The organism is Ihubacter massiliensis, from assembly GCF_024125305.1.
In the GTDB taxonomy this organism is placed as follows: domain Bacteria; phylum Bacillota; class Clostridia; order Peptostreptococcales; family Anaerovoracaceae; genus Hominibacterium; species Hominibacterium faecale.
The window spans coordinates 1,870,052-1,890,473 of record NZ_JAMXVH010000001.1; the positions used below are offsets into that span (position 1 = coordinate 1,870,052).

Consider the following 20,422-nt stretch of genomic DNA (forward strand, 5'->3'; position numbering starts at 1 on the left):
CGGACGAAAATGCCTCTTGCTTTTGCATTCTCATCATATTCAATCGGCATCTGGTAGCCGCAATAAGGGCATTTGACTTTCTTTTTAATCGCTACCACCTGCCAGTTCCATAAATCCCTGTTTCAGCCCTTCTAAAAGCTGATCCATTTGATCCTGTGTAACTTCTTTCGCCTGTTTTCTGCGCCATTCGTTGCGAATCCGGCGCTGATCCTTTGTGAAGTGTTTCAATACCTCTTTATCCGTTTCTGACCGAATTTCAACAATCGCACCAAGGGGAGTTTTATTGTTCAGCCCGGAAAGAAGGTCTTTGAATTCATCCCATTTCATTGTGTCAAGTTCCTGCGATAGTCGAATCCCGTACTGCGTCTGAAAGGACGATACGATCAAGTCAAAATCGTCGATCAGATCGTAGTACGGGCCGCTACTCTCCCGTTTCTTCCGGCTCCCCGGTCAGTATTTCGATGGCCTCGTTAACGAGAACCTGAAAATCTTGCATTTTAAGTTTAAGCTTTTCAATTTTTTTGCGGTCCTTTTCTGGGAAGATCGTCTCATACATCTGCACGATGATTTTGGGAGTTATCTCCGACTCATCGCCGATAGCGCCCATCACCTTCAGAACAGTGGTTGCATCTGCGTTTACTTCAATTTCTGTGCCTTTCACGATCAGCACCGGGTTTTCGTCAAAATTCAGTTTATCCGTAATATCTTTCTTCATGTTTTCCTCCTAAAAAATAGCGGGGACATTGCCCCGCCCTGTTATGCTGCCAGTGTGATTTCCGGTTTTCCGTTGCTCATTACCTCGAATTCAAGAGGCGCTACAGCCGTCGCATCTCCGGCGCCGGTATTCGTTACGTTAATAACGGCTCCCGTAAATTTTACAACCGTACCATCCGGGAACGTCCATTGAAAATCCTTTTCCACGTTCCGGCCATTCTTCCAGGCAAGGCCCGCCACTGCATCGTTGCCCGCATCACTGACGTTTCGTTTTGCCGTCACGGAAATCGTTACTGCCTTTGCGGTCATTAATCTGCGAATCCAGCCTTGGGTGTCAAACGGCGTCCATTCTTCCACACCATTATCAAATGACACTTCAAACGTTTCGCAATCCGCAATGGACTTCATTGCCGCCGTTGCGCCAGATGCAGCTGTATCAATTTGAAATTGGTTCTCATAGCAAGGATATACCCCTGTTGCTGCTGCCATATTCTTACCTACCTTTCATAATATAGATCAAACCAGATCACCCGCTCATACACGCCCGCATCGTCCGTTCCCACGTCCTGGGGCTCCGGCACCATAAGGCGCACATAATTGATGTGTGTCTGGCCGATCTTTAAATCTGATATATTTAACAATTTTTCGAACAAAGAAAAAGAAGCCTCTTCCGTCTCTCTGGCATTTTTCGTCCAGTGGATCAGCACGGAAATCGGCTTCACGTCATATTTTTTGTTCTGTGGTCCGCCAATCGCTGTGATTGGTGGACCGGTTGTTTTCCGCTGATAAATTCCAACGGACCTTTCCTGCTTATTGTCCAGTTTGCCGATGTAGAAATGCTCTCCTACACCAAGCGACTTAATCCAGTCCCGGACATCCGCAAGTCCCAGCATCATAAACCACCTGCCCTTCTATAGAACTCTTTAAATGCCTGCGGTGTAAATGTTTCATACTTGCCGCCAGGCAGCCAATCTTCATACCACTCACCCCTCGCAAACGGGTTCTCGTCTGTGTGGAAATGATATTCAGGATGATAATACAGCCGCCTCGCATAAGGCGTAGTGGACACCAGGCTCACTCTTCCGGAGCTGCTCCCAGAGGTATCTACAAAAGTGCTTTCGTTTTGCAGCGTGCCCGCGTCTCGCGGCATTACCTGCGCTTGCACGACCTCGGTATGCAAAGCTTCGGCGGTCTGCTCCAGGGCGATAATCGCCGCCTGGTTCAGCTGTTTAATTTTCGTGTGATTTAGCTTGATTTTTGATGTAGCTTTAATCATTACACCAACCTCAATTCCGTATAGTTCACGGTCCCGTCCGGGTTTCTCGCCTTGATCCCCTGAAAGATTTCACGATCTACACCGTTTACCGTTACCGTTCCGCCGCTGATGGTCGCGATCTCCGGGCAAATATCGCCAGGGAAAAGCGCCACACCTGCAAGCTGCACAAGCTTTTTTTCGGCTGTCAGAACGGTTTTTGCGCTGTCCTGGTAGTTGCACAAGAACCCGCCTGAAAACGCTGCTATGGGCTCTCCATCCTCGCTGATGCCCTCTTGATTGATTGCCACCGTTACCGGCGTCTGGCAGAGCCGCTTTGGTACTAAAGATGGATATTTCATAACATCACCTCAGCAATCTACAGCATAAACCAGTCTGCTTCAATAGCTCGTACACGTCCCGTTTCATCGCCACACCAGCGTCAATAAACACGTTCCAGCTCTCGCCAAACTGCGCCGATACACCGTTGATCGAATAGCTTGACAGGATCGTGTCGATTTCGTCAGCATTTTCATGTTCAAAATCGGCTTGCAGGCAAAGAACCTCCTTGATAACTTCCCGCTGAAAGTCTGTCAGAGAAGAAATTCCCTGACCTACAATTCGGTTGTAGGTCAGGGAATCGATATGCCTGCTGGCCGAGCGCAGCGCTTTTTCCAGGTCGCTGTCCGGGATGCTGCCGGAGCCGTAAGCCTTATAGTCATCAGGCGTAGCGTATGCGGCATACATCACTTTTTACCCGCCTTCTGAGTTTTGCTCTTTGATGGTTTTGAGGTCTGCTCCAAGTTTTCTGATCCTTCTACGATCTCGACTGATAGATTTTCCTCCTGCGTTTCATCCTGCTCGTTTTGCGGCTCAACCATTTTGCTCTCTGCATCATCCTCTATTTCGTAGCCGTGAGCCTTGAACCATTCGATCAAATATGAATCATCGGTTTCCCCTTTTCCATTCAGGAAGGCTACACCAGCGCTGGTACCAGTGTACGCCTGATTGGGTGCAAGTATTTTTGTCATTTGCCGCCTCCTATTTTACCTTGATGTTTCTGAATACGCCTGCTGCCTTGGATGCTTTCAGGGCAATTGCTGCATTCATTTCCACTTCACCGGTTTTTACTGCACCGGCTGTGGAAAAGTCGGGTAGCCAAGTCTGTACCGGCGCCACTCCTGCATAAGATACGCCATGAAGCCCATCCAGTGCAAGGCGGGCAACATATAAGGATGTGGTCCCTGCTGTTGTGTCCGTTTTCACAACATCTTCGTTACTTCCTGGTTTTGCTCCAAGGTCCACAAACGGAATATTTCCATAGGATTCCACCTGAGTGCCCCAATCTGACATTGTTCTCTGATACATGGACGCCCTTCTTGCGCAGGCACGAAGTTTTGAAATCAGCTTTGTGTTCCCGGCAATAAAGGATGGGGTCCCATCCAAACCGCCAAGAAATTCATCCAGCATGTCAAGAAATGTCTGGTAATTATCCGTTACAGCCTGTGATGTGGACAAATCCACCACATTGCTCCCAGTATTGTATTCTGTTGAGCTTCCTGCCAGTGCCTTCTCTAAACCATCAAACGCATTTGAATCAACCGCACCGTCACCATTAATGAACGTATCGTTAAACAATGCCTGTGCAGCTTTAATTTTTTGCGTCTGCTGGAGCTCCACCTCTGAGACGATCCCGCCCATGTTGGCGATTACACGGTCAATCTGATAAGAACCACCAAACACTTTAATATCAACGGAATGTCTTTCTTTTTTAACTTCGCTGGGCGTATATTCCGTATTAATTTCACGGAACTGAGCCGTTGGCTGTGTTTTCAGCCGGGTATAACTGTATGTTGGCGTTGCTCCGCCGCCCGTTGGAGATACCGCATCATCGAATGTGATGTGATCCAGAATCCAGTTCGATTTTCTGAATTCATCAATAACTCCCATCTGTAAATCGTCTTGTACGTTTTTTCTTGCTTCTTCTAATGTTATTGCCATATGTAATTACCTCCTGTTACTGCTCTGTTTGAGCCTGTATTTTTGCTGCAATGGCATCTCTCATATTAACGTTATCGCCTGGTTCTAATGTCTTTTGCTGCTGAGACTTTGCTCCTACAGCAAATCCAGGCAATGACTTTTCGGGTTCTTTTTTTTCTTCCTTGAATAAGAAGGCTTTCTCTTGTTTGAGTGTCTTAATCTGTTCCTCAAGTCCGGTAACCTTTCCATCCTCACCAAGTATCAACTGCTCTTTGTTGATGAGGCTTGCAACAAGATCACTGTCTTGTGCGCTTTCAGCAAGTGTCAACTTAATTGCGTTTGTGAGCTTAATATTTTTCAGCTCCTCCTGATGCTCTTCATCTTTCTTTTTGTTCTGCTCCTGCAATTCAGCGATCTGTATTTTTAACGCTTCATTGTCACCAGCCGACGCCTTGAGTGTTTCGAGTTGACCCTCATAATCTTTTACCGTCGTCTCAAGCTGTTTTCTTGATTCGTTCACTTCATTGAAACGATCCTTTGGCACATATACGCCATCCAGCTCTTTTTTTGATTCGGCCGCAGCCTTCTCCGCCATTTTTTCATCAATGCCTAACGCAACAAATTCTTCTTTTTTCATATTCTCACTTTCCTTTCAATACATTTTTTTTCCGTGGTTCAGTCCACGCACATTGTCTTTATAGTTACCGCCCAAAATACCAAAATGGCGGGGTTTAAAAAAGAACCTTACTTTTTCTCAGGTTCTTCTTTTTTAGGTTTATTTTCTTTGATCTCTTCGACAAAGCCTTTTCGGATCAGCATTTCTGCTCTGCCCTTATTGACCTCGAAGGTATCGCCCGGGACCTTGATCTCGTCAAGCTCCAAGTCCTTGTATCGTTCGACTACTTTTACCTTCATTTCTTCCTCCTTTCCCCGATTGTTGATATGATTGTTAAAATTACCAGGGTACAACAAATTAACCCTGTGATTTGTACGGCTGGGTGCATATTAACCTCCTTTTTGCATCATAAAAGACCAGCCGGTTTGACTGGTCCTAATATCTAATCTTTATGAAATAACGTCTACAATTCCTTTTGCCATATTTGCAGCCTTTTTCATCAGGCTGTTTTCTTCCAAATATTGAAGCCCTTTTAATGTGATCTCCGGCCTAACTACACATATTCTTGGATATTCGCTGTCCATCGACTTCCAGGTCTGCACGCCTTCGATATATCCCTCGTCGACCAACATCGCCATGATGCGGCACCAACGTGCTTCTGACAGTTCCAAGCGTTCCTTTGACAGGCTTTCCTTGTCAAATTCTTGTAAGTCCATTGATTTTTCAAGGATTTGCAATATCTCATATATCTTTTTAAAGTTATTCATGCGTTCCTCCTAAAAAGCCTCATAATGGATACGCGGGTTTTCAAGTTGCTCTTTCGTCGCATTGGAGCGGACCAGCTCATTGAAGTGTTGATCCATGTCATGGTCAAACACAAAATCAAAAGGCGCATATTTTTCACGGAAAGCGTTCCATTCTTCACCCGTTTTTATCTGCATAAATTCTTCTTTAATTTTTTTATTTACCATCACCAATTAACTCCTTGATATACTGATATAATTTTGCATCTTTTACTTTTAGTACCTCCGGGTTTGAAAAGTAGGTTTTGTATCCTTCTGAGAAATATTCACCAAGCGCAAAGTGGTTCAATACGCCGTCCTCATTAATAAATCCTACTTCTTCATACATCCTTCCCTGGTACTTTGTCACGAACTTATCGCTTTTCAAACGAAATATTGGCTCTACAAAAGTTTTAGGATCGTAAATAACATCTTTTCTAAAATCATCCAATCCAGATTTTAACACTTTTATGAAGTCCTCGCTTTGGTACACATTCAGTTCCGTTTCCAGTACGTGGGCCATTTCATGGATCAGTTCGCCATCTTCAAAGTTTTGGCGGAGGTACAGGGTCTTTTTCTCCCGGTCAAAGCGTGAGACGCCGTCTTTAATGATCTCAATTTCGCTGATCCCGTCGCTAATAAGATCCCTATGCGCTGCCGGAATCTTTGCAAGCTCTTTCTCGTAATCCTCTAGTGTCTTTATATCAAGTTTATCACGATTCTTTGGATATAACAACTGCTTTGCTTTCGGCTGCCTTGCGATTCCCATTGCCTCTTCCATCAAGATTTTTAATTCGCCGGGAATTTTATCACCCCGTATGTACGCATTGAAAGTTTCTGCAAAAGCCTCAAGCGGTGATTCCGTCGCATACTCACTAACCTGCGAAGATAACAGCCGGGCTTTGTAACTATTCGGATTGTGCATCCATTTACCGCTGATATATCGTGCCCCAAGCTCTTTTTGCCCAAATAACCATTGTTTTTTCTTGGATGGTTTTGTCTGCTCCGACACAAGGTTGTGTAGGTGGTGCCCGTACTCGTGGACAACCACGTCACCAATCGACCGTGCCACATTCTTTTGCGTCAGGTTCAGTTCAGATTGCAGGCGATCAATTTTACGTTGTGCAAAGTGTCGATCCTCTTTTGTTTTTGCCCGCCTGAGCTCCTCTTTTGCTTCTTGTAAGCACTGTTCCGCATAGCTGACATTGCCTCGCTTTTCCCGAATTTCGTGGAACTTCTTCTCTGTATCCAAGCGTTCTTTTTCAAATTTCAGGCCATCCTTGGTTCTTCCACCAAGATACATGGTTTTGTCCTGCCAGTTATATTGTGCAGCCGCAGACATTGTTTTTGCTGGGTTGTACTCAATCGCTTCAAGCGGCGGAAGTCCACGCTTTTTAACAAGATCATCCAGTACCGTCTGTATCTCATCGATTGCCTCCACGCTCATTGCCTTGGATAGCTTTACTCGTTTCGCAATTCCATTGCTGACAAGATGCTCTTCTGCTGCTTTGGCTTTCAATTCCTGCATTGCAGTTATTTTTTCGGTCAGATCGGCAATTTCAGCATTCTTTGCCTCAATGAGTGCTTTCGCTTCTTTTGCCTTTCTGGCAGCATCCATATCCGATGATTCCATAAAATCAAGCTCGTAAGCTTTCCGCCTCTCCTCAAGTGCGGCTGTTTCCGATTTCAGTGCATCCCGCTGCATACGCATTTCCCGATAGGTACTGACGCTGTTTTTCCTTGCCCGCATCCGCTCAACTCGGCGCTGTGTAAGAGTCGCTGATTTCTTCCCATACGTTTCTTTGTTTTCCGAATCGAGAGAGTATGTCTCCAGACGCCCATACTTTTCCGCCTGGCGCTCAACGTATTTATCTTGTTGCAATGCCCGCTGGCTTTTTTCTGCGGCGACAACGTCTTTCTTTGTCAATTTTTCAGCTGTACTGATGCCTTCAAAATATGTCGTGTGACTATCCCTACATCGTGGATGATATAGCCCCGCAGATATAGCGCTGCTTATGAGTGGATACGGTCCGTCCGATGCCTTGCCCCCTGACCACACATCGTCAATCATGATCTTACCGACAAAGGGCAGACACTTTGGACACGGATTCCCACGCTTATTGATGATTACCGTACTGATGCCCCACTCCTGCCGCTTTTCTCCCTCTCCGGTGAGATATGCCCGTTTGACAGCCGTCCGAATCGCCATGTCAGCGTAGTCCTGTATGGTGTGACGTGCTCCGTTGGCATACTCAATGCAATTAATCCCTGCCGCTAAAAAATCCTTCGTTGCCATATCCACGGCTTTCTCGTATGTACCAGCGCCGGTATTGGCATAGACTTGGGCGTTGAAGATCACCTTCCGATACTGATCGTTGGCCCTGCGGAGCATCGCTGTTTCCGCTTTTTTAAAGTCGTGCTCCGTAGCTTTTATGAGTGCTTCCAATTTACGTGTGTTAAGCTTAAAAAACTCCGCAGAAGTCTGAACAGATTTATTCAGCTTCTTTGGAGCTTTCCAGCCATTTTCGATTGCAGCCAGTATTTCAAGTTCTTGTTCCATATTCCCCTGTTTACGGGCCTGCTCGATTACTTGGCCGATCGAACCATTCACCTCGTTAAACTGGCGCTGGAATTTCTTCTTATTGGCTGTCTTGTATTTGTTCAGCGCTTTTAGCTGCTCTGCCTGCCACATGGACCACTGAAAGCCCTCAGCGTCCTCCCAATCTCTGTGATACTGCATGTTCCGCATCATGGAGGCGATTAACTCTTCCTCAATAGCCGCAAAGGCTTTGCCAATATCATATTCATTCATGCAGCTCACCTGCCATTCTGGTAAACCTTCCAGCCCTGACTCTTAAACTCCCTGATCCGCTGCTTGAGCTGGGTAATGCTCTTGCATTTCAGGTTCAGCAGCTCCGCATACCCGTTTTTCTCAACTGCGTAAACCCCAAGAGGTACCTGCTCACTGGCCACCTTCAGCAGCCCCTGGTATTCCTTCCGGCTCATCCGGTATGTTCGGTTTGCTACTTTGACTTTCATCGCCCTCTCCTTCCGGCTCAAATTTAAAACCGGCGTCCTGGTTGACAGCCGGTTCTTCCATTTCCGTAATGCCTTGTTCTTCCTTAATTCTCCGCACCTCTTCTGCTTTTTCATCTTCCGTCATTGTATCTCCATAAAGCTCATCAACAGCTTTCTCGGTACTCATAATTGCAAAATTTTTCGCCTTGCCAACTACATCTACGGTACTGTCAAAATCAGGTGAAGCATACTCGCCAAATTTTATTGATACCTCGTAGTCGCCAGCAACTTGTTTATACATAAGGTCATATACCTTCATTGTCGTTTCAACCAGTTGCGGAATAACCTTGTTCATTGCATCTATGATCTTATTTCTTGTATGCAGCGTGATTTTTTCTTTTTCCCTCTGACTCTCTGCGTTGTCTGTCTTTTTTAGATCGATACCAAGCGTACTCGGAGAGATAACTCCCTGCAATACAAGGTCAAGATAACTCATATAACTATTTACATATGCTTCGTAAGAAATCTGCGGCTGGGATATATCAATTTTATCTTGCGCTCCTTCTGTTTTTAATGCTCCGATTGCGATATAGTCATTATCGAATGCGTTTGGTTCAATTAATTCTCCGGTATGCGGGTCTCGTGGCACCAAATCTTCCGGGATATACCGTTTCACCCTACCCATACGCACTGCATCGAGCCACTGACTGATTACCTCGTCTAAAGCGTCGAGATTATCCGTTTTTGCGTCAAATAACGCCTTTCCTCTACCCGGCCATTTACTCGACGTAAAAATGATCAGCGGGACGGCCATCATGAAGTCACCATTAAAATTAGTATCTGCAAGTTCTTTTGTTTCTTCAATTTCATTCAGCGGAAGTTCTTTTCCTGACTCGTCGAATAGCTTGTACCGAACATAACCCCGCCCATATGTTTCCTCAAGGTTATACTCCTTCGTTCCAGCTTCATATTTTGTATAAAACTTGACCTCACTTACTTTTCTTCCGCTCCGTATGAAATCAACCCGATCTGACTCGTAAAAATCGATTGTTGGATACCGGTTTTCACGATCCACACTAATTTTGAACGCCCCGTCTCCAGAAGAAAGGGCCCCCGCTACAGCACTTCCAATCACGCCATCAAATTCATTGTCCTTTGCAATTTCTTCCCATTCGTCTTTTAAGGGACAGTTCTCCCCTTCTTCACCAAAACTAATATCGTCAAGATCGGAAACGACAATATCTTTAAAGCGATCAATTACGATACTTACAATGCCGCTATGTATTTTTCGTACCTTGCGGTATGGGACCGATGCCCAAAACCTTGTTTTATCGACATCATAAACGGCTGCCTGCTTAAAAAACTGTTCTAGTTCTGCTGGGTCGCCACGATACCATATCTGGTTTTTTAAAACGTTCCCTTGGAAGGAAAGCGGTTCCTTTATTACGATTTTTCTTTCAATTGCGGGCTTGATTTTGAGCATTTTAAACATTAAATTCCTAAGCCACTTCATCCTATGTTCTCCTTCCTGTGCCTATTTTGACTTCAAATGGCAACCAAGCGTACTGTACACTGTTAATCATGTGGTCGTTACCATCCTCTGGTTCATTGTCCTTGTCCTCTTTCCAGCTGTAGACTTCAAGTTCATGGATATACGTTTTGCAGCCATCTAGGATATAAAAGCAAGGCGCTCTTCCTGCATCCGCAAACCAATTCAGCTGATTAATAATGCGGTCGATAATTTTCTCTTTTTTCCAGGCATTTTTAAAATTATAAACGCATCCATTTTCCCGCTTATATTTCAAAAATTCCGTTATGGTCGCCTGGTCAGCGGAATCAATAAAGGCGTCTCTGGCAAATCCCCATTCGCTGCGGTTGCGCTCTAAGAACTTCACAAAGTTTCGCACCGTGTCAGTCGGTGCTAATGGGGTGTCCAGAGCTGCGTTGTTATATACACGCTCATCAAGTACGATACACCGTCCCGCATTTGTTATTCCGATGAAGCTCATCGAGATCGTGTCAGGTGATTTCTGTGAATAGGCCGTATCCAGCCCCGCTGAGAAATACAAAAAATATTCATTTTGATGCCTGCCCGTTGGATTTTTGACAAATTGTTTTGCCGCATCTTTGCTGATGACGTGCTTTGTTCTATCAAAGTTGCTAAACACCAGCCCGGTTGCCCGGCCCCGAAGCCCCTGTATTTTGTTTTTATATAGCTTTGTCCCTGGCGGTGCAGACTGTATCTTTTTCTCAATGTCTGCCTCAGTCAGGCTCAAATTATCACGAAATGTAAAAAACCAATACCGCCATTTGGGTACCGGTTTTTGATTCAGTTCTTTCAAAATTTCAGGCGGCACGTCGGCCGCATATTTTTTATATGGCCTTGATCGGTTGATAAACTCATCATAAACCGGCAAACCTGGATCATCCGGGTTAAGCGTTGCCATCAGATAGTCATTACGAGTTGATACCTCCCTCACAAAGTCAATGCTGGCCGTGTTAATCTCATCGATGTATACACAGCCAAACTGTGAGCCAAGGACCAGCTGCCATTTGTCCCGGTTGTCATAGCCAAGGATGTATATGATCTTACCCTCAAACTTGATATGAGGCAGCTTATTGTCATTATCGCCATTGCCGTAATACCTTGCGTTACGGTGCAGGTCTAAAATCCCGTTATCTTGTTGCAAGATGTTTTTTTCTGCGATCCCGGTGGTCTTGGCCGCAATGATGTGCATTTTTTTCTGGCTCCGGCTGACCATACGCATGAACTTGATCCCGGCGCCGACCGTCGTTTTCCCGGATGCCGTGGTCCCTTCTAAAAAATCAGCATCCACGTTATCAACAGTATTGATAAAATCCAGATATTTCTGCGATAGAGGGAAGCTGCTACTCTTCAAGCCCTTCACCGCCGATCTGGGCCATAACGTCGGCCAGTTTATTGCTGATCTCACCGCTATGCTCAATCTGCTGCTTGTCCCGCCAGATGTCCGGCCTGCGGTTTTTCAACCAGAATATCTGTGCTGTGGTGTCTCCTGCGACCTGCTTCGTGACCTCTTTCGTTACAACAAGCGACTGATTCTTTTCCGGTTCAATGCTGCTCAACTCTGCCACAAAGGTCATATATTCGCATATCCTGTTCGCTCTATCCTTATCATAAAACTGCTGTTTCTGATACCAGCTCATCCACTCATGATCCTTCTTTGAGCTGTTGCAGGATTTACAGCATGGCACCACGTTATCTCTTGATAATTTCCCACCTTGATTGAGTGGCTTTAGATGATCCTTTGTAAGATCGCCCGGCTTGCCGCAGTAACAGCACCGATGCCCAAAGTACGCCTTTGCAGTCTCCCACTCCGTTTCTGTAAGCTCCTGCACGGCGTCATGCCGTTTATTTTGGCCTTTATCCTCTATGCGCTCCCTGGTCACTTCGATGTACTCATAGCCCAGCGCCCGCTTGAGCAGCGCATTTTCGACCTGCCGGTCGACGACCTCTTTTCCCTTTTTTAGGGTGTCCAAAATGTCCGAATACTCCTGCTTCCACTTGTTGAGGGTGGATCGTGATATTCCCATATTCGCAGCTATCTGATCTTCAGTCAGGCCATCTCTGGCCCACCCCTCGATTTTGAGCAAGCCTTCCGGCGTTAGCCAATCATGATATTTACCTTTTGCCATCAGGCTCACCTCGCTTTTTTCAATCCATTAATGCTAATATATTAGTACGTAATACTACTACTTTGTCCTGTCGTATTTTGTCGAATCCCCTTACCATAAGATTGAAGGGAGGGATAACATGACATTGCAAGATAATTTTTCCAACAGCGTGAAGATCGCCTACAAAAACAGCGGCAAGACGCTATCTGAGTTTTCAAATGAAATCGGCGTCTCACGCGCTACCCTGCAGGGCATCCTCAAGGGGAACAGCAATTCACGAACCGACACAATCGAAGTGGTTGCTGACGGACTTAATACCAATCCCCTAGCACTACTATCTATTCCCTGCGGAGAAAGTGAACTCGCATTTATACTATCTTTATTCCAATTGAGTGATGCAGCATCAGCACTTCCAGACGATGAGAAGGAAGAGCTCGCTGCCCACTGTCATGCTATAATTCGTATATTATTCAACGAAAAAAGTAAGAGCCCTCAAAAATGAAGGCTCCCTCAGCGCTGTATAAGCAGGGTGGGCACTCTCTTTGTACAGCGCTTGCTTCCATTGTATCCCAACTAATCCATAACAGATAGTGGTAATGTTTGGTAAGTAAAAGAGACAGGCACGGGGCTTGTCTCTTAGTGATAATTTAAATTTCAGTTTTTTATTGAAGTTTTGCAACTTCATCCATCAGTTTCATCGGTAGCAATATATTCGTCTTCTTCTATGGAATCTCTAAGTTCAAAGGTATTAATCATTGGTATTAAAATAGAGCCATTGCCACACATATGACTAGTTACACTAGATATTATTCCTCTAGCGATAGAGTAAAGTGCGGCACACCCGTTAATAGGCAACATTTCCCTTAATACTTCCTCACTATTTGGCTCGTCAATTATGAAACAGCCTTCAAGTTCTAAGCTGATGCAAGCTTTACATTCATCGTCCGATACCTCAAGGTCAATATACATCATTACTTTTCCAGCAAAAGTCTCTTCACTATCATCTAAAATAAAGGGATCGCTTACTTCGTACGAAACACCTATTTCGCGCTTTATCCCCTCATCCGTTAAATCAATAAATACAAAATCGTTTTCTATTTCAAGCTTCTTTATTCTATCTCCAATTATTTGAAAAGGCGCTTTTATCTCATTAACATCCATTATGCTACTCCATTCAAACAAACTTTATTAAATCCAGAGTGACGATTAATCTTCCAATTGGAATTATCTTGTATACCCCTAAAAAACTGCTCTTTATTTTTCATATTAATATCGAGTTCAAGATTTAACTTATCACAAATTTTTGCCAAATTCTCTACAGTAAAATTATAATCTTCACTTTCCCATTTTGATACCATGCCTTGGCTAACGCCAAGGAAATTCGCAAATTCGCACTGGTTCATTTTCATTGCTATTCTAGACTTAGTTATAGTTGCAGATATTTTGGCTAATTGTTCTGCAGCAACAATATCGCTACTTGTTATTTCCTCAGACATACTTTTAATTAAATTTTCTAATTTCTTATTCATGCTTTCTCCTCCAATTCTTCTCTTCGTTTTAAGGCGATAGGGATATGTTTATTGTAACTAGCCTTGCCTGAATCGTCTTTTTCATAAAAGCAATGCAGAATTATCGTTGATGATACCTTGTCATAAGAATATAATATTCTTAAATTCATGCCAGGGCTTATGAATTTCATAGAATATAAATTAGGGAAGCCTTGAAGCTTTTCAAAGTTATTTGTTTTTATAACATCGTTCCCTAACTCTTCAACCATTTTTATATTTTTTTGAAAAAGGTTCATGAATATTTTTGTTTTACCAGGTTTTATAACTAATTTTTCGATTTCCTCTAAAACATCTTCATGATAGTCGAATCGACTAAACAGTTCGATTAGCTTTATTTGTACTTTATGTTTATCCATATATTATACCACTTTTTGCGCTGCATATGCCTATAATATTACTTATATGTAATATTATCAAGCTTTTTTACGTATATTTAACAAATTTTCTTTTTTATATTACACTATGCTGACATTTTTGGCAAACAGAAACTCTCAAAGTCTAACGCTCCTTTGCTATTAATGATCGTTAAATTTAGTGTTACATCCAACATTATCCCTATGGCCATAGTAGCATATTGAAAGTTCTCTGGTGTACAAACCTATATTAAACACAAAGTTATTGCGCTACGAGCTTCTATGCTTTTCTATACAACAAAAGCTCCCACAAGGGGAGCCTTTGTCATATATATTTATGCTAAGAGGAAGTCGTAAGCCTTTTTGTCTTACTATCATATTACCACAGGTCATTTGTACAAATCTGTTACATTTTCCGAATCCCAAAATCTTTTTAATCTTTGTGCAATAGCTGCTCTCGAATACCCCAGCTCCTCCGCAATCTCCTCCTGCGTCAGCCCATTGACATATTGTAGCCGCAGGATATCCCTGGTCTGCGGGTCCTCCACCCCGTCAAGCCATTGTTCCAGATCGGCAATCTCGGCCTGGATGGAACAAAGCTTTTCCCCCAGCCGGCGCTTGAGCTTGTAATATCCCTCAGCCGAGTACCCCCTGATCAGGATTGTCCTCGGAAAGCCGGTCCGGTAATCCTTTGCCGAATCAGCAACATAGGGACCCGTCCGAAATGGAAGGTCCCTAATCTGTTCTTCTAGATGCTCCGCTTCTTTGATGAGTGCCTTTAGCTTTTTTAACCGCTCTTTGGTCAATACTCTACCTCCTCACCCTCTTATCAACCGTCTCCCGCTTGTAGCTACTCCAGCCGGTATCTTTGTCCCGCTCTGCCTTGATCCGCTCTCTGCGCTCAATTTGTGCCTGCTCCCAGTCGGCGTAGTACGGGCATCGGGTGTAGCAGCCTGGGGTCCGCTCGGGGCAGGATTTACATGGATTAACCTTTTTTAGCATGATGAGTTATCCTCCGCTTCTGTCCAATTTTTGTTTGATTCAAGTCGAATCCTCCTTCCTCCCCGCAAAGCCATTTTTTAAAATATCTTGTGGTCTCTGAGTTTTAACAGATGCTCTGCGGGGACTATGTATTCCTAACCCGCCTATCTATGGAATTTGACGTTTACCGGCGGGTATTTGGTCGTCATTGTTCGGAAACTTCGATTTCGGTTCTTGGGCTCTGCTTGTCCCAATCCCCCCGGAGCCGCAGGTCAATGCAGCGAAAGCTGTCGTCTCGTAGGATTCCCGCCTGCACAAGTCCGTCGAGGATGAACTTCCCGCTGTAATTGTCCGGGTCCCTCCGGCCCCGTGTGGGGAAAAAATAGGTAATCGTCACAACGGCCCTCTCAAATGGCTTTTCAGGCGCTTTTCCTTTGCAGAGCCACAACAGCATGTCAAGCCATTCTTTCTTTGCTGCACGGTATTCCCAGACGTTTCTGCGGCCTTTGAATTGGTTGTCGCTGGGCGGTATCTGGTTGACTATGATTACCATGCCATCCCCTCCACACGCTTGAGGGTATCCGCTGTCTGCCAGTCCTTATAACTTAAGCCTTGCTTCCGCATTTTGGCCTCGATCTTGTCCGCCCGGCTGGGCCGGATAAGTGCTGGAGTATCGTCAACCTTTACTTTCGCCCGGCGTGGGTTCGGAGCCATTGGGATGCCCGTCATTACCGATATCCCTTTCAGGCCGCCGACACGATTTAACAGATTCGAATCAAGTCCTGTCATTTCTTTAAGCTGCACTCTTGACGGCAATGTGTTAAGTCCTAGCGTCTCTTTACAATCCAGCACTCGCTGTATAATTTCTGTTTGCGTTAATTTTGTCGCCATTTCGCACCTCCTAGAATAGAATATCCTCATCCAGCGCCTGGAATCCCTCTGGGATATCATCCGCCTGCCGGCCTGTCTCCTTCTGTCTGTCCGACTTCTGTTTTTCCGATTCTCCCCAGTCCAGAAACTCTACGTGATTCGCAACTACGTCCGTTGTGTAAACAGTTGCCCCATCTTTGTTGGTATATTTGCCTGTCTGTATGCGTCCCTGTATGCCTACAAGCCTGCCTTTTGCTAAAAATCGTTCACAGTTCTCCGCCTGTTTTCCAAATACAACCACATTCGGGAAATCGGTCTGTTTCGGCCTGTCGGACTTTGCCGGTCGATCAATCGCCACGCTGAACCGGGCTACCGCCATGCCATCCGTTGTATATCGCACGTCTGGGTCTCTTGTTAATCTACCGATCAGCACACAATTGTTCATGTTCCATCCTCTCTTTCTGCCTCTGTATTTTCTCTAAAACGATTTGGTTGACTTCTTGTTCGCCAAACATCAATTTTAACTGGGTAGCCATGATCTCCACGTCCGCCAGCTCTTCTTGTGCGTGTTTCATAGCTTCGCACAGCTCTGGAGCTGTCTGCGCCCGGTCGATCTTGCACAACGCTTTCGTCAGCTCCGCCATTTCTTCGATGGCCACCATTCGCTGTTTATCACATCCATAGTGATCGATAAAGCTCCAAAGCGTTTTTGTCTTATTCATGCGTTTATTCTCCTATCTGCAAAGCCCCGCTTAGAGCCTGCCTTACTTCGTCCGGTAACTGTTCCTGCGCTTCCTGCCGCTTCTTGATCTCTCCGATCGTCTTTAAAAACTGCCCCCTGGTCACGGTGTTTACGATCTCCGTATCGGTCATGCCAAGGTCTTTCAGTGCGCTTGCACCTCCTAACCATGTTTGACAGCAGACCGGGAGTCTTTCAAATTCCTCTTGCGATCGATATCCGCTATTACAAATCGCCTTGTAAACGATGTTCCACAGTTCTTCCGGCGATTCTCCTGCCTTACTCAGTAGATCAACCTGGGTTTTAATCTGTCCCGGAACCGGAAACTTTGGATATTCCCGGCTGTCCGCCGCCGCAAAGTTCATGGCCGCCTGTTCAACCACTGCGTAATTGTGATCTGCAAATATCTTGTGCCAGGCGTTAATCATAATCTGTGGGTCTGCTGCAACCTCCGGGTAATACGCGTTTAAGATCGCCAATATCTTAGCTGTTTCGTCCTTCGTCATGTTGTCCCCCTATGTAGTCCAGAAACTTGTTTCCGCCTTTCTTGGCGCTTTTTTGATTTAGGTAACTTTCAAACTTTGGCCCGAACAAAGTTTCCGGTCTTAAAAATTTTTCATACTCGGTCCCTGTCCATTCGGCTGTTTTTTTCTCGATCACCGTCTCAAAGTCTGTCAGGGTAAACCCTTCGTTCATCCGTGCTTTTACGAGTCCTTTTGTTTTCTCGCTTGTCGCTTTATATCTGGTCCCGCAAAGACTGTTTAATTTTGACAAAACCGCCCTTGTCATTTCTCCCACCTTATTAAGACCTTTTTCATTTTCTTTTTCTATTTCATTTTCATTTTCCATATGTTTATCATATGACGGCACATATGTAGCATCATGTGTGGAAGATATCTTGTTCATATGTTCTTCATATTGGGAACCCGTCAAACGGTTGGCACGTCTGCTTTCTGTGTATTTATTCCTCTTATCAATCTCTTGTTTCAGCCGCTTATTGTAGTAGTTTCCTTGATTATCCTGCACGAATTTGCTTAAAATTTCTTCGGATAAACCGTCCATGAATTTTGGATTTATGTTTCCTTTTGTGTGCTGCCGACAAAGAAGCCGGATGTATTTTCCGACCTCCTCATCAGTCATGTCCATCGTGCCCACTAAAAAGTCTTGGCTGTAAAAAAGAAATGCGGGACTTTTGTTTCTTGGCACCTATATCACCCCTTACGCATTGGGACCGCTCCTGCCCCATTCCCTGCTGATCTGAGCATCTAAAATCCGTATCCGTAGCTTGGTTGCGTTGACGTTCTCCTGTGCGGTCTTATACATGACTTCCGCCACATCCCGCTTGAACCGCTTGTCCGCACAGCTGCCATAGATCACCTTGTCGATGAGGGTTACCGGCAGGCCCTTATCCCGCAGCTTCAGCGCTTCTTGCGACAGCTCAACTTTATATGCCCGCTCCGCCTCTGCGAATTCTTTCCCATACTTGGCCATCAGCCGAACGCCTTCCGCCAGCTTGGTCATATGCTCGTTCAGCTCGTTGATCATCAATAGTCCGCTCATAAAAAGTTCCTCCCAAATATCCGCATGAAGTCCTCCCGGCTCCCGTGGATTTCTTCAAACCGTTTCTGCCCTTCTCGGTGCAGGTAGTCCATCACCTCTTTGTTATGATGTGCTCCGGCGGGCGGCTCGTTATGGTGCCAGTGATTCAGCCAGACCCACAGGCCGTATTGTTCGGACAACTTTCGGTTCGCCGCCCCGAAGATATGATGCTTTTCCAAGGCATCCGTCCGGCCGCTAATAAAACATTGCTTTTCCACCTGCATGATTGATTTACTCATTATCGATCACTCTCTCCACAAGACCACAACGCTTGATTGTTGGGTTATATTTCATAAAGTGCCGATTAAACACTTCTGTCAACTCATCGGCCAACGCAGCCGCAGCTTCCATTTCCTCAACACTAAACTCTTTAAATTTCCGGCAGGCCCTTGGCGAGAACATGTTGGAATGTATGCCTGAATTTTCAAGAAAAATACACTTTGACATGTCAGCGATATGTTTCCATACGCCCCTATGTTCATGTGCGTATTGAGGAACATTCCCCAGGAGCCTGATACATTCAATTGGAATCTTTGAAACATAATCACACAGCCGCCCACTATGCGTTAACTGCCTTATTTCACGATCAATTTTTTCTTTCTCTAACTTCAATTCATTTATTCTCTCTTCGTTTGTCATGTCGGAAACCTCCCTTTCCTAAGTGCCCTGCAAAGTTCCTTTAGACTTGGCAGATATTCATTCTGTATCCATCCTCTGTCATATTTGACCGGATAAAAGTTAATTCGGCCATCGTCCACCTTACCGCTATAGTCCCGATATTCCTCGTCGATCAAGCCGTATGCGACGATATAGAGTTTGTCTGTTTTCATCGCATACATTTCCACTTGTGCTTGCATCCAGTACGGCTTTGTCACTTGAAACTCTTTCAGGAAGTTGTGGGTTTTAACCTCGTAGATTATCCCGTCTTTGTCACCGTCGTAATTGACCCGCAGACGGTATTTTTCAATCGTTATTTGGTGATCCTGTCGGATTTCCGGGTTTATTGCATTGAGAATCTTATGTTCCCATGCCGTCCCCGCTTCCATCGCTTGTGTATGTATGTCACGCTGTTGCAATCCAAGCTTTTCATTCCACCATTCCAGCCATGATTTTGTTGTCCGGTTTTTGGCGACTACAAAACGAGTATCACTAGCTCCAAAATAACCGCTCCGGTCGTGATTGGTTATCATTTCTTCAGCCGTCTTTTAGCGTCCTCATACTGAGCCTGTGTGAGTTGCGACAACTCTTTCACCTTGTAGTAGGTACACATCTTTGATACGTCTCTGTGCGCCTGGTCACAAAGGTCCGTCAATTCATCCACCTGAAATTCTGTGATCGGCTTCTTTTCTTCTGCTTTCTGCTTGCTGACATATTCGTCTGTGTCAGCGTCCTTTGTGTCGTCAATACAGAACAGGCCATTGAGGGCGTATTTTCGGGCATACGAGGATGCTGTGCCGGTGATCTGGCTATCGTCCATCCCTTCCTTACTCTCGGATTCCCTAGCAAGCGCTGACACGGAAACCGCTTTCTCTCCGTCGGTTATTGTTGCCGTGGCTTTCACGTAAACCCTACCTGCTTCGGATATGATCTCATCCGACAGCGTCAGTAGGCATCCGTGCGCCTTACAGAGAGGTTTTACCGCCTCCAAGATATCTTCGCAGGATCGATATTTATACCCGCCGAAACTGTTTGTTTTTCCCTTTGGCGCTTTTAATTCGTTTTGTATTTCAATTAGTTTTTGCATTATTCTTCCTCCATCACGTAAACCAGTTGGCTGATCGCCGTTTCCCGGTCCACGCCGTTATATTTCTCTAAAAAATCAACGGCAAGCTCAAAAGCGGTTCTTATATTCGTTCTGCACACCGGGCAATATACCTGTCCATGCTCCGCTATGCTCCCGCAATCGCATAGCGTCGGTGGTTCGTGATTTGTATATCTGGCCGCAGCAGATTCATTGGCTACGGCATTTGCATCGTTATAACAGATCAAGGAATGTCACCTGCCCTTCTTGGGACTGATTGTCCATATTGGATGTAATTTGAATAATCGTTGTGGCTTTCGAAAGATAATCCCGTCGAAACCGCTCATATTCTTTCTGATTTTTAGCAATCCAGTAACCCTCTGTCGTGTTAAGGCCGCACACTCTTACCCCCATCCGACGAAGCTCTTCAATCATCTTGCGGGCCTTCCGCTCAGATACCTTAAACGTATTCATAATCTGTTCTCGTGTCACAGGATGTTCCTTGTCGGCCCTCTCCAACATTTGTTTTAAAACTTCTTCTCTCATTGACATCCT

General features: G+C 45.1%; 36 protein-coding genes. 1 reads left to right on the forward strand and 35 read right to left on the reverse strand.

All coding sequences use genetic code 11. From position 1 onward, the window contains the following. Window positions 1–84: 84 nt before the first annotated feature. The 18 genes from NIA71_RS08685 to NIA71_RS20055 form a co-directional block, all read right to left on the reverse strand. Window positions 85–387, reverse strand: a complete 303-nt coding sequence (locus NIA71_RS08685; protein ID WP_253020212.1) for a Gp15 family bacteriophage protein — start codon at window positions 385–387, stop codon at window positions 85–87. 34 nt (window positions 388–421) lie between these two features. Continuing rightward, entirely contained in the window at window positions 422–715 is a 294-nt protein-coding gene (locus NIA71_RS08690) for a hypothetical protein (RefSeq protein WP_253020213.1), read from the reverse strand. Between the two features lie 41 nt (window positions 716–756). Next, complete coding sequence (locus NIA71_RS08695) at window positions 757–1,203, reverse strand: phage tail tube protein (RefSeq protein ID WP_253020214.1); 447 nt, start codon at window positions 1,201–1,203, stop codon at window positions 757–759. Between the two features lie 8 nt (window positions 1,204–1,211). Next, entirely contained in the window at window positions 1,212–1,610 is a 399-nt protein-coding gene (locus NIA71_RS08700) for a minor capsid protein (protein ID WP_253020215.1), read from the reverse strand. Then, window positions 1,607–1,990: a hypothetical protein gene (locus NIA71_RS08705; protein ID WP_253020216.1), complete on the reverse strand. Its 384-nt coding sequence runs from the start codon at window positions 1,988–1,990 to the stop codon at window positions 1,607–1,609. The genes NIA71_RS08700 and NIA71_RS08705 overlap by 4 nt, the downstream gene beginning before the upstream one ends. Beyond that, the gene (locus tag NIA71_RS08710) at window positions 1,990–2,328 is read right to left on the reverse strand and encodes a hypothetical protein (RefSeq protein ID WP_253020217.1); all 339 of its coding nucleotides are present in this window, start codon (window positions 2,326–2,328) and stop codon (window positions 1,990–1,992) included. The genes NIA71_RS08705 and NIA71_RS08710 overlap by 1 nt, the downstream gene beginning before the upstream one ends. 4 nt (window positions 2,329–2,332) lie before the next feature. Continuing rightward, the gene (locus tag NIA71_RS08715) at window positions 2,333–2,713 is read right to left on the reverse strand and encodes a hypothetical protein (RefSeq protein ID WP_253021291.1); all 381 of its coding nucleotides are present in this window, start codon (window positions 2,711–2,713) and stop codon (window positions 2,333–2,335) included. Next, window positions 2,713–2,997 (reverse strand): hypothetical protein, encoded by a 285-nt coding sequence (locus tag NIA71_RS08720; RefSeq protein ID WP_253020218.1) that lies wholly within the window; start codon window positions 2,995–2,997, stop codon window positions 2,713–2,715. Before NIA71_RS08720 ends, NIA71_RS08715 begins: the two co-directional genes overlap by 1 nt. Window positions 2,998–3,007: 10 nt before the next feature. After that, window positions 3,008–3,967 (reverse strand): major capsid protein, encoded by a 960-nt coding sequence (locus tag NIA71_RS08725; RefSeq protein WP_253020219.1) that lies wholly within the window; start codon window positions 3,965–3,967, stop codon window positions 3,008–3,010. Between the two features lie 16 nt (window positions 3,968–3,983). Then, window positions 3,984–4,583: a phage scaffolding protein gene (locus NIA71_RS08730; protein WP_253020220.1), complete on the reverse strand. Its 600-nt coding sequence runs from the start codon at window positions 4,581–4,583 to the stop codon at window positions 3,984–3,986. Window positions 4,584–4,690: 107 nt separating this feature from the next. Beyond that, entirely contained in the window at window positions 4,691–4,861 is a 171-nt protein-coding gene (locus NIA71_RS08735) for a hypothetical protein (protein ID WP_253020221.1), read from the reverse strand. Between the two features lie 150 nt (window positions 4,862–5,011). Next, on the reverse strand, window positions 5,012–5,329 hold the full coding sequence (locus NIA71_RS08740) for a YjcQ family protein (RefSeq protein WP_253020222.1): 318 nt from the start codon (window positions 5,327–5,329) through the stop codon (window positions 5,012–5,014). Between the two features lie 9 nt (window positions 5,330–5,338). Then, window positions 5,339–5,533 (reverse strand): hypothetical protein, encoded by a 195-nt coding sequence (locus tag NIA71_RS08745; protein ID WP_253020223.1) that lies wholly within the window; start codon window positions 5,531–5,533, stop codon window positions 5,339–5,341. After that, complete coding sequence (locus tag NIA71_RS08750; protein ID WP_253020224.1) at window positions 5,523–8,156, reverse strand: phage minor capsid protein; 2,634 nt, start codon at window positions 8,154–8,156, stop codon at window positions 5,523–5,525. Before NIA71_RS08750 ends, NIA71_RS08745 begins: the two co-directional genes overlap by 11 nt. Before the next feature lie 5 nt (window positions 8,157–8,161). Beyond that, window positions 8,162–8,383: a hypothetical protein gene (locus NIA71_RS08755; RefSeq protein WP_253020225.1), complete on the reverse strand. Its 222-nt coding sequence runs from the start codon at window positions 8,381–8,383 to the stop codon at window positions 8,162–8,164. Next, the gene (locus NIA71_RS08760) at window positions 8,307–9,875 is read right to left on the reverse strand and encodes a capsid protein (RefSeq protein ID WP_253020226.1); all 1,569 of its coding nucleotides are present in this window, start codon (window positions 9,873–9,875) and stop codon (window positions 8,307–8,309) included. The genes NIA71_RS08755 and NIA71_RS08760 overlap by 77 nt, the downstream gene beginning before the upstream one ends. A 1-nt stretch (window position 9,876) precedes the next feature. Beyond that, entirely contained in the window at window positions 9,877–11,262 is a 1,386-nt protein-coding gene (locus NIA71_RS08765) for a terminase large subunit domain-containing protein (protein WP_253020227.1), read from the reverse strand. Further along, window positions 11,252–12,037, reverse strand: a complete 786-nt coding sequence (locus NIA71_RS20055; protein ID WP_367177885.1) for an HNH endonuclease — start codon at window positions 12,035–12,037, stop codon at window positions 11,252–11,254. Before NIA71_RS20055 ends, NIA71_RS08765 begins: the two co-directional genes overlap by 11 nt. 118 nt (window positions 12,038–12,155) lie before the next feature. Here NIA71_RS20055 and NIA71_RS08780 point away from each other — a divergent pair, with 118 nt between their 5' ends. After that, on the forward strand, window positions 12,156–12,518 hold the full coding sequence (locus tag NIA71_RS08780) for a helix-turn-helix domain-containing protein (RefSeq protein WP_253020228.1): 363 nt from the start codon (window positions 12,156–12,158) through the stop codon (window positions 12,516–12,518). Between the two features lie 179 nt (window positions 12,519–12,697). Here NIA71_RS08780 and NIA71_RS08785 read toward each other — a convergent pair whose 3' ends face one another. From NIA71_RS08785 to NIA71_RS08865, 17 genes are all read right to left on the reverse strand, one after another. Continuing rightward, complete coding sequence (locus NIA71_RS08785) at window positions 12,698–13,177, reverse strand: hypothetical protein (RefSeq protein WP_148399169.1); 480 nt, start codon at window positions 13,175–13,177, stop codon at window positions 12,698–12,700. Then, on the reverse strand, window positions 13,177–13,545 hold the full coding sequence (locus NIA71_RS08790; protein ID WP_148399168.1) for a helix-turn-helix domain-containing protein: 369 nt from the start codon (window positions 13,543–13,545) through the stop codon (window positions 13,177–13,179). The genes NIA71_RS08785 and NIA71_RS08790 overlap by 1 nt, the downstream gene beginning before the upstream one ends. Next, the gene (locus tag NIA71_RS08795) at window positions 13,542–13,940 is read right to left on the reverse strand and encodes a type II toxin-antitoxin system RelE/ParE family toxin (RefSeq protein WP_148399167.1); all 399 of its coding nucleotides are present in this window, start codon (window positions 13,938–13,940) and stop codon (window positions 13,542–13,544) included. The genes NIA71_RS08790 and NIA71_RS08795 overlap by 4 nt, the downstream gene beginning before the upstream one ends. A gap of 386 nt (window positions 13,941–14,326) precedes the next feature. Beyond that, window positions 14,327–14,743, reverse strand: a complete 417-nt coding sequence (locus NIA71_RS08800) for a sigma factor-like helix-turn-helix DNA-binding protein (protein WP_148399226.1) — start codon at window positions 14,741–14,743, stop codon at window positions 14,327–14,329. Window positions 14,744–15,123: 380 nt separating this feature from the next. Next, complete coding sequence (locus tag NIA71_RS08805) at window positions 15,124–15,471, reverse strand: hypothetical protein (RefSeq protein WP_148399227.1); 348 nt, start codon at window positions 15,469–15,471, stop codon at window positions 15,124–15,126. After that, window positions 15,465–15,809 carry a hypothetical protein gene (locus NIA71_RS08810; RefSeq protein ID WP_148399228.1) on the reverse strand — a complete coding sequence of 115 codons (345 nt, stop codon included), beginning with the start codon at window positions 15,807–15,809 and terminating at the stop codon, window positions 15,465–15,467. Before NIA71_RS08810 ends, NIA71_RS08805 begins: the two co-directional genes overlap by 7 nt. A 10-nt stretch (window positions 15,810–15,819) precedes the next feature. Further along, on the reverse strand, window positions 15,820–16,233 hold the full coding sequence (locus NIA71_RS08815; protein ID WP_253020229.1) for a single-stranded DNA-binding protein: 414 nt from the start codon (window positions 16,231–16,233) through the stop codon (window positions 15,820–15,822). After that, a complete protein-coding gene (locus NIA71_RS08820) occupies window positions 16,208–16,510 on the reverse strand; it encodes a hypothetical protein (protein ID WP_253020230.1) in 303 nt (100 codons plus the stop codon). The genes NIA71_RS08815 and NIA71_RS08820 overlap by 26 nt, the downstream gene beginning before the upstream one ends. 4 nt (window positions 16,511–16,514) lie before the next feature. Then, window positions 16,515–17,033 (reverse strand): replicative helicase loader/inhibitor, encoded by a 519-nt coding sequence (locus NIA71_RS08825; protein ID WP_253020231.1) that lies wholly within the window; start codon window positions 17,031–17,033, stop codon window positions 16,515–16,517. Then, the gene (locus tag NIA71_RS08830) at window positions 17,011–17,733 is read right to left on the reverse strand and encodes a conserved phage C-terminal domain-containing protein (protein WP_253020232.1); all 723 of its coding nucleotides are present in this window, start codon (window positions 17,731–17,733) and stop codon (window positions 17,011–17,013) included. The genes NIA71_RS08825 and NIA71_RS08830 overlap by 23 nt, the downstream gene beginning before the upstream one ends. A 12-nt stretch (window positions 17,734–17,745) precedes the next feature. Further along, complete coding sequence (locus NIA71_RS08835) at window positions 17,746–18,087, reverse strand: hypothetical protein (protein ID WP_253020233.1); 342 nt, start codon at window positions 18,085–18,087, stop codon at window positions 17,746–17,748. Next, entirely contained in the window at window positions 18,084–18,365 is a 282-nt protein-coding gene (locus NIA71_RS08840) for a hypothetical protein (protein WP_253020234.1), read from the reverse strand. Before NIA71_RS08840 ends, NIA71_RS08835 begins: the two co-directional genes overlap by 4 nt. Continuing rightward, on the reverse strand, window positions 18,358–18,765 hold the full coding sequence (locus NIA71_RS08845) for a hypothetical protein (protein WP_253020235.1): 408 nt from the start codon (window positions 18,763–18,765) through the stop codon (window positions 18,358–18,360). Before NIA71_RS08845 ends, NIA71_RS08840 begins: the two co-directional genes overlap by 8 nt. Next, window positions 18,762–19,316 carry a hypothetical protein gene (locus NIA71_RS08850; RefSeq protein ID WP_253020236.1) on the reverse strand — a complete coding sequence of 185 codons (555 nt, stop codon included), beginning with the start codon at window positions 19,314–19,316 and terminating at the stop codon, window positions 18,762–18,764. The genes NIA71_RS08845 and NIA71_RS08850 overlap by 4 nt, the downstream gene beginning before the upstream one ends. After that, window positions 19,313–19,870 (reverse strand): ERF family protein, encoded by a 558-nt coding sequence (locus NIA71_RS08855; protein WP_253020237.1) that lies wholly within the window; start codon window positions 19,868–19,870, stop codon window positions 19,313–19,315. The genes NIA71_RS08850 and NIA71_RS08855 overlap by 4 nt, the downstream gene beginning before the upstream one ends. Beyond that, window positions 19,870–20,115, reverse strand: a complete 246-nt coding sequence (locus NIA71_RS08860; RefSeq protein WP_253020238.1) for a hypothetical protein — start codon at window positions 20,113–20,115, stop codon at window positions 19,870–19,872. Before NIA71_RS08860 ends, NIA71_RS08855 begins: the two co-directional genes overlap by 1 nt. After that, window positions 20,102–20,413 (reverse strand): HTH domain-containing protein, encoded by a 312-nt coding sequence (locus NIA71_RS08865; protein ID WP_253020239.1) that lies wholly within the window; start codon window positions 20,411–20,413, stop codon window positions 20,102–20,104. Before NIA71_RS08865 ends, NIA71_RS08860 begins: the two co-directional genes overlap by 14 nt. Between the last annotated feature and the right edge of the window lie 9 nt (window positions 20,414–20,422).

Bases quoted from the DNA above. Each gene is read 5' to 3' on its own strand.
- NIA71_RS08690 (WP_253020213.1), bottom strand. From the start codon at position 715: ATGAAGAAAGATATTACGGATAAACTGAATTTTGACGAAAACCCGGTG.
- NIA71_RS08695 (WP_253020214.1), bottom strand. From the start codon at position 1,203: ATGGCAGCAGCAACAGGGGTATATCCTTGCTATGAGAACCAATTTCAA.
- NIA71_RS08700 (WP_253020215.1), bottom strand. From the start codon at position 1,610: ATGATGCTGGGACTTGCGGATGTCCGGGACTGGATTAAGTCGCTTGGT.
- NIA71_RS08705 (WP_253020216.1), bottom strand. From the start codon at position 1,990: ATGATTAAAGCTACATCAAAAATCAAGCTAAATCACACGAAAATTAAA.
- NIA71_RS08710 (WP_253020217.1), bottom strand. From the start codon at position 2,328: ATGAAATATCCATCTTTAGTACCAAAGCGGCTCTGCCAGACGCCGGTA.
- NIA71_RS08715 (WP_253021291.1), bottom strand. From the start codon at position 2,713: ATGTATGCCGCATACGCTACGCCTGATGACTATAAGGCTTACGGCTCC.
- NIA71_RS08720 (WP_253020218.1), bottom strand. From the start codon at position 2,997: ATGACAAAAATACTTGCACCCAATCAGGCGTACACTGGTACCAGCGCT.
- NIA71_RS08725 (WP_253020219.1), bottom strand. From the start codon at position 3,967: ATGGCAATAACATTAGAAGAAGCAAGAAAAAACGTACAAGACGATTTA.
- NIA71_RS08730 (WP_253020220.1), bottom strand. From the start codon at position 4,583: ATGAAAAAAGAAGAATTTGTTGCGTTAGGCATTGATGAAAAAATGGCG.
- NIA71_RS08735 (WP_253020221.1), bottom strand. From the start codon at position 4,861: ATGAAGGTAAAAGTAGTCGAACGATACAAGGACTTGGAGCTTGACGAG.
- NIA71_RS08740 (WP_253020222.1), bottom strand. From the start codon at position 5,329: ATGAATAACTTTAAAAAGATATATGAGATATTGCAAATCCTTGAAAAA.
- NIA71_RS08745 (WP_253020223.1), bottom strand. From the start codon at position 5,533: ATGGTAAATAAAAAAATTAAAGAAGAATTTATGCAGATAAAAACGGGT.
- NIA71_RS08750 (WP_253020224.1), bottom strand. From the start codon at position 8,156: ATGAATGAATATGATATTGGCAAAGCCTTTGCGGCTATTGAGGAAGAG.
- NIA71_RS08755 (WP_253020225.1), bottom strand. From the start codon at position 8,383: ATGAAAGTCAAAGTAGCAAACCGAACATACCGGATGAGCCGGAAGGAA.
- NIA71_RS08760 (WP_253020226.1), bottom strand. From the start codon at position 9,875: ATGAAGTGGCTTAGGAATTTAATGTTTAAAATGCTCAAAATCAAGCCC.
- NIA71_RS20055 (WP_367177885.1), bottom strand. From the start codon at position 12,037: ATGGCAAAAGGTAAATATCATGATTGGCTAACGCCGGAAGGCTTGCTC.
- NIA71_RS08780 (WP_253020228.1), top strand. From the start codon at position 12,156: ATGACATTGCAAGATAATTTTTCCAACAGCGTGAAGATCGCCTACAAA.
- NIA71_RS08785 (WP_148399169.1), bottom strand. From the start codon at position 13,177: ATGGATGTTAATGAGATAAAAGCGCCTTTTCAAATAATTGGAGATAGA.
- NIA71_RS08790 (WP_148399168.1), bottom strand. From the start codon at position 13,545: ATGAATAAGAAATTAGAAAATTTAATTAAAAGTATGTCTGAGGAAATA.
- NIA71_RS08795 (WP_148399167.1), bottom strand. From the start codon at position 13,940: ATGGATAAACATAAAGTACAAATAAAGCTAATCGAACTGTTTAGTCGA.
- NIA71_RS08805 (WP_148399227.1), bottom strand. From the start codon at position 15,471: ATGGTAATCATAGTCAACCAGATACCGCCCAGCGACAACCAATTCAAA.
- NIA71_RS08810 (WP_148399228.1), bottom strand. From the start codon at position 15,809: ATGGCGACAAAATTAACGCAAACAGAAATTATACAGCGAGTGCTGGAT.
- NIA71_RS08815 (WP_253020229.1), bottom strand. From the start codon at position 16,233: ATGAACAATTGTGTGCTGATCGGTAGATTAACAAGAGACCCAGACGTG.
- NIA71_RS08820 (WP_253020230.1), bottom strand. From the start codon at position 16,510: ATGAATAAGACAAAAACGCTTTGGAGCTTTATCGATCACTATGGATGT.
- NIA71_RS08825 (WP_253020231.1), bottom strand. From the start codon at position 17,033: ATGACGAAGGACGAAACAGCTAAGATATTGGCGATCTTAAACGCGTAT.
- NIA71_RS08835 (WP_253020233.1), bottom strand. From the start codon at position 18,087: ATGAGCGGACTATTGATGATCAACGAGCTGAACGAGCATATGACCAAG.
- NIA71_RS08840 (WP_253020234.1), bottom strand. From the start codon at position 18,365: ATGAGTAAATCAATCATGCAGGTGGAAAAGCAATGTTTTATTAGCGGC.
- NIA71_RS08845 (WP_253020235.1), bottom strand. From the start codon at position 18,765: ATGACAAACGAAGAGAGAATAAATGAATTGAAGTTAGAGAAAGAAAAA.
- NIA71_RS08850 (WP_253020236.1), bottom strand. From the start codon at position 19,316: ATGATAACCAATCACGACCGGAGCGGTTATTTTGGAGCTAGTGATACT.
- NIA71_RS08855 (WP_253020237.1), bottom strand. From the start codon at position 19,870: ATGCAAAAACTAATTGAAATACAAAACGAATTAAAAGCGCCAAAGGGA.
- NIA71_RS08865 (WP_253020239.1), bottom strand. From the start codon at position 20,413: ATGAGAGAAGAAGTTTTAAAACAAATGTTGGAGAGGGCCGACAAGGAA.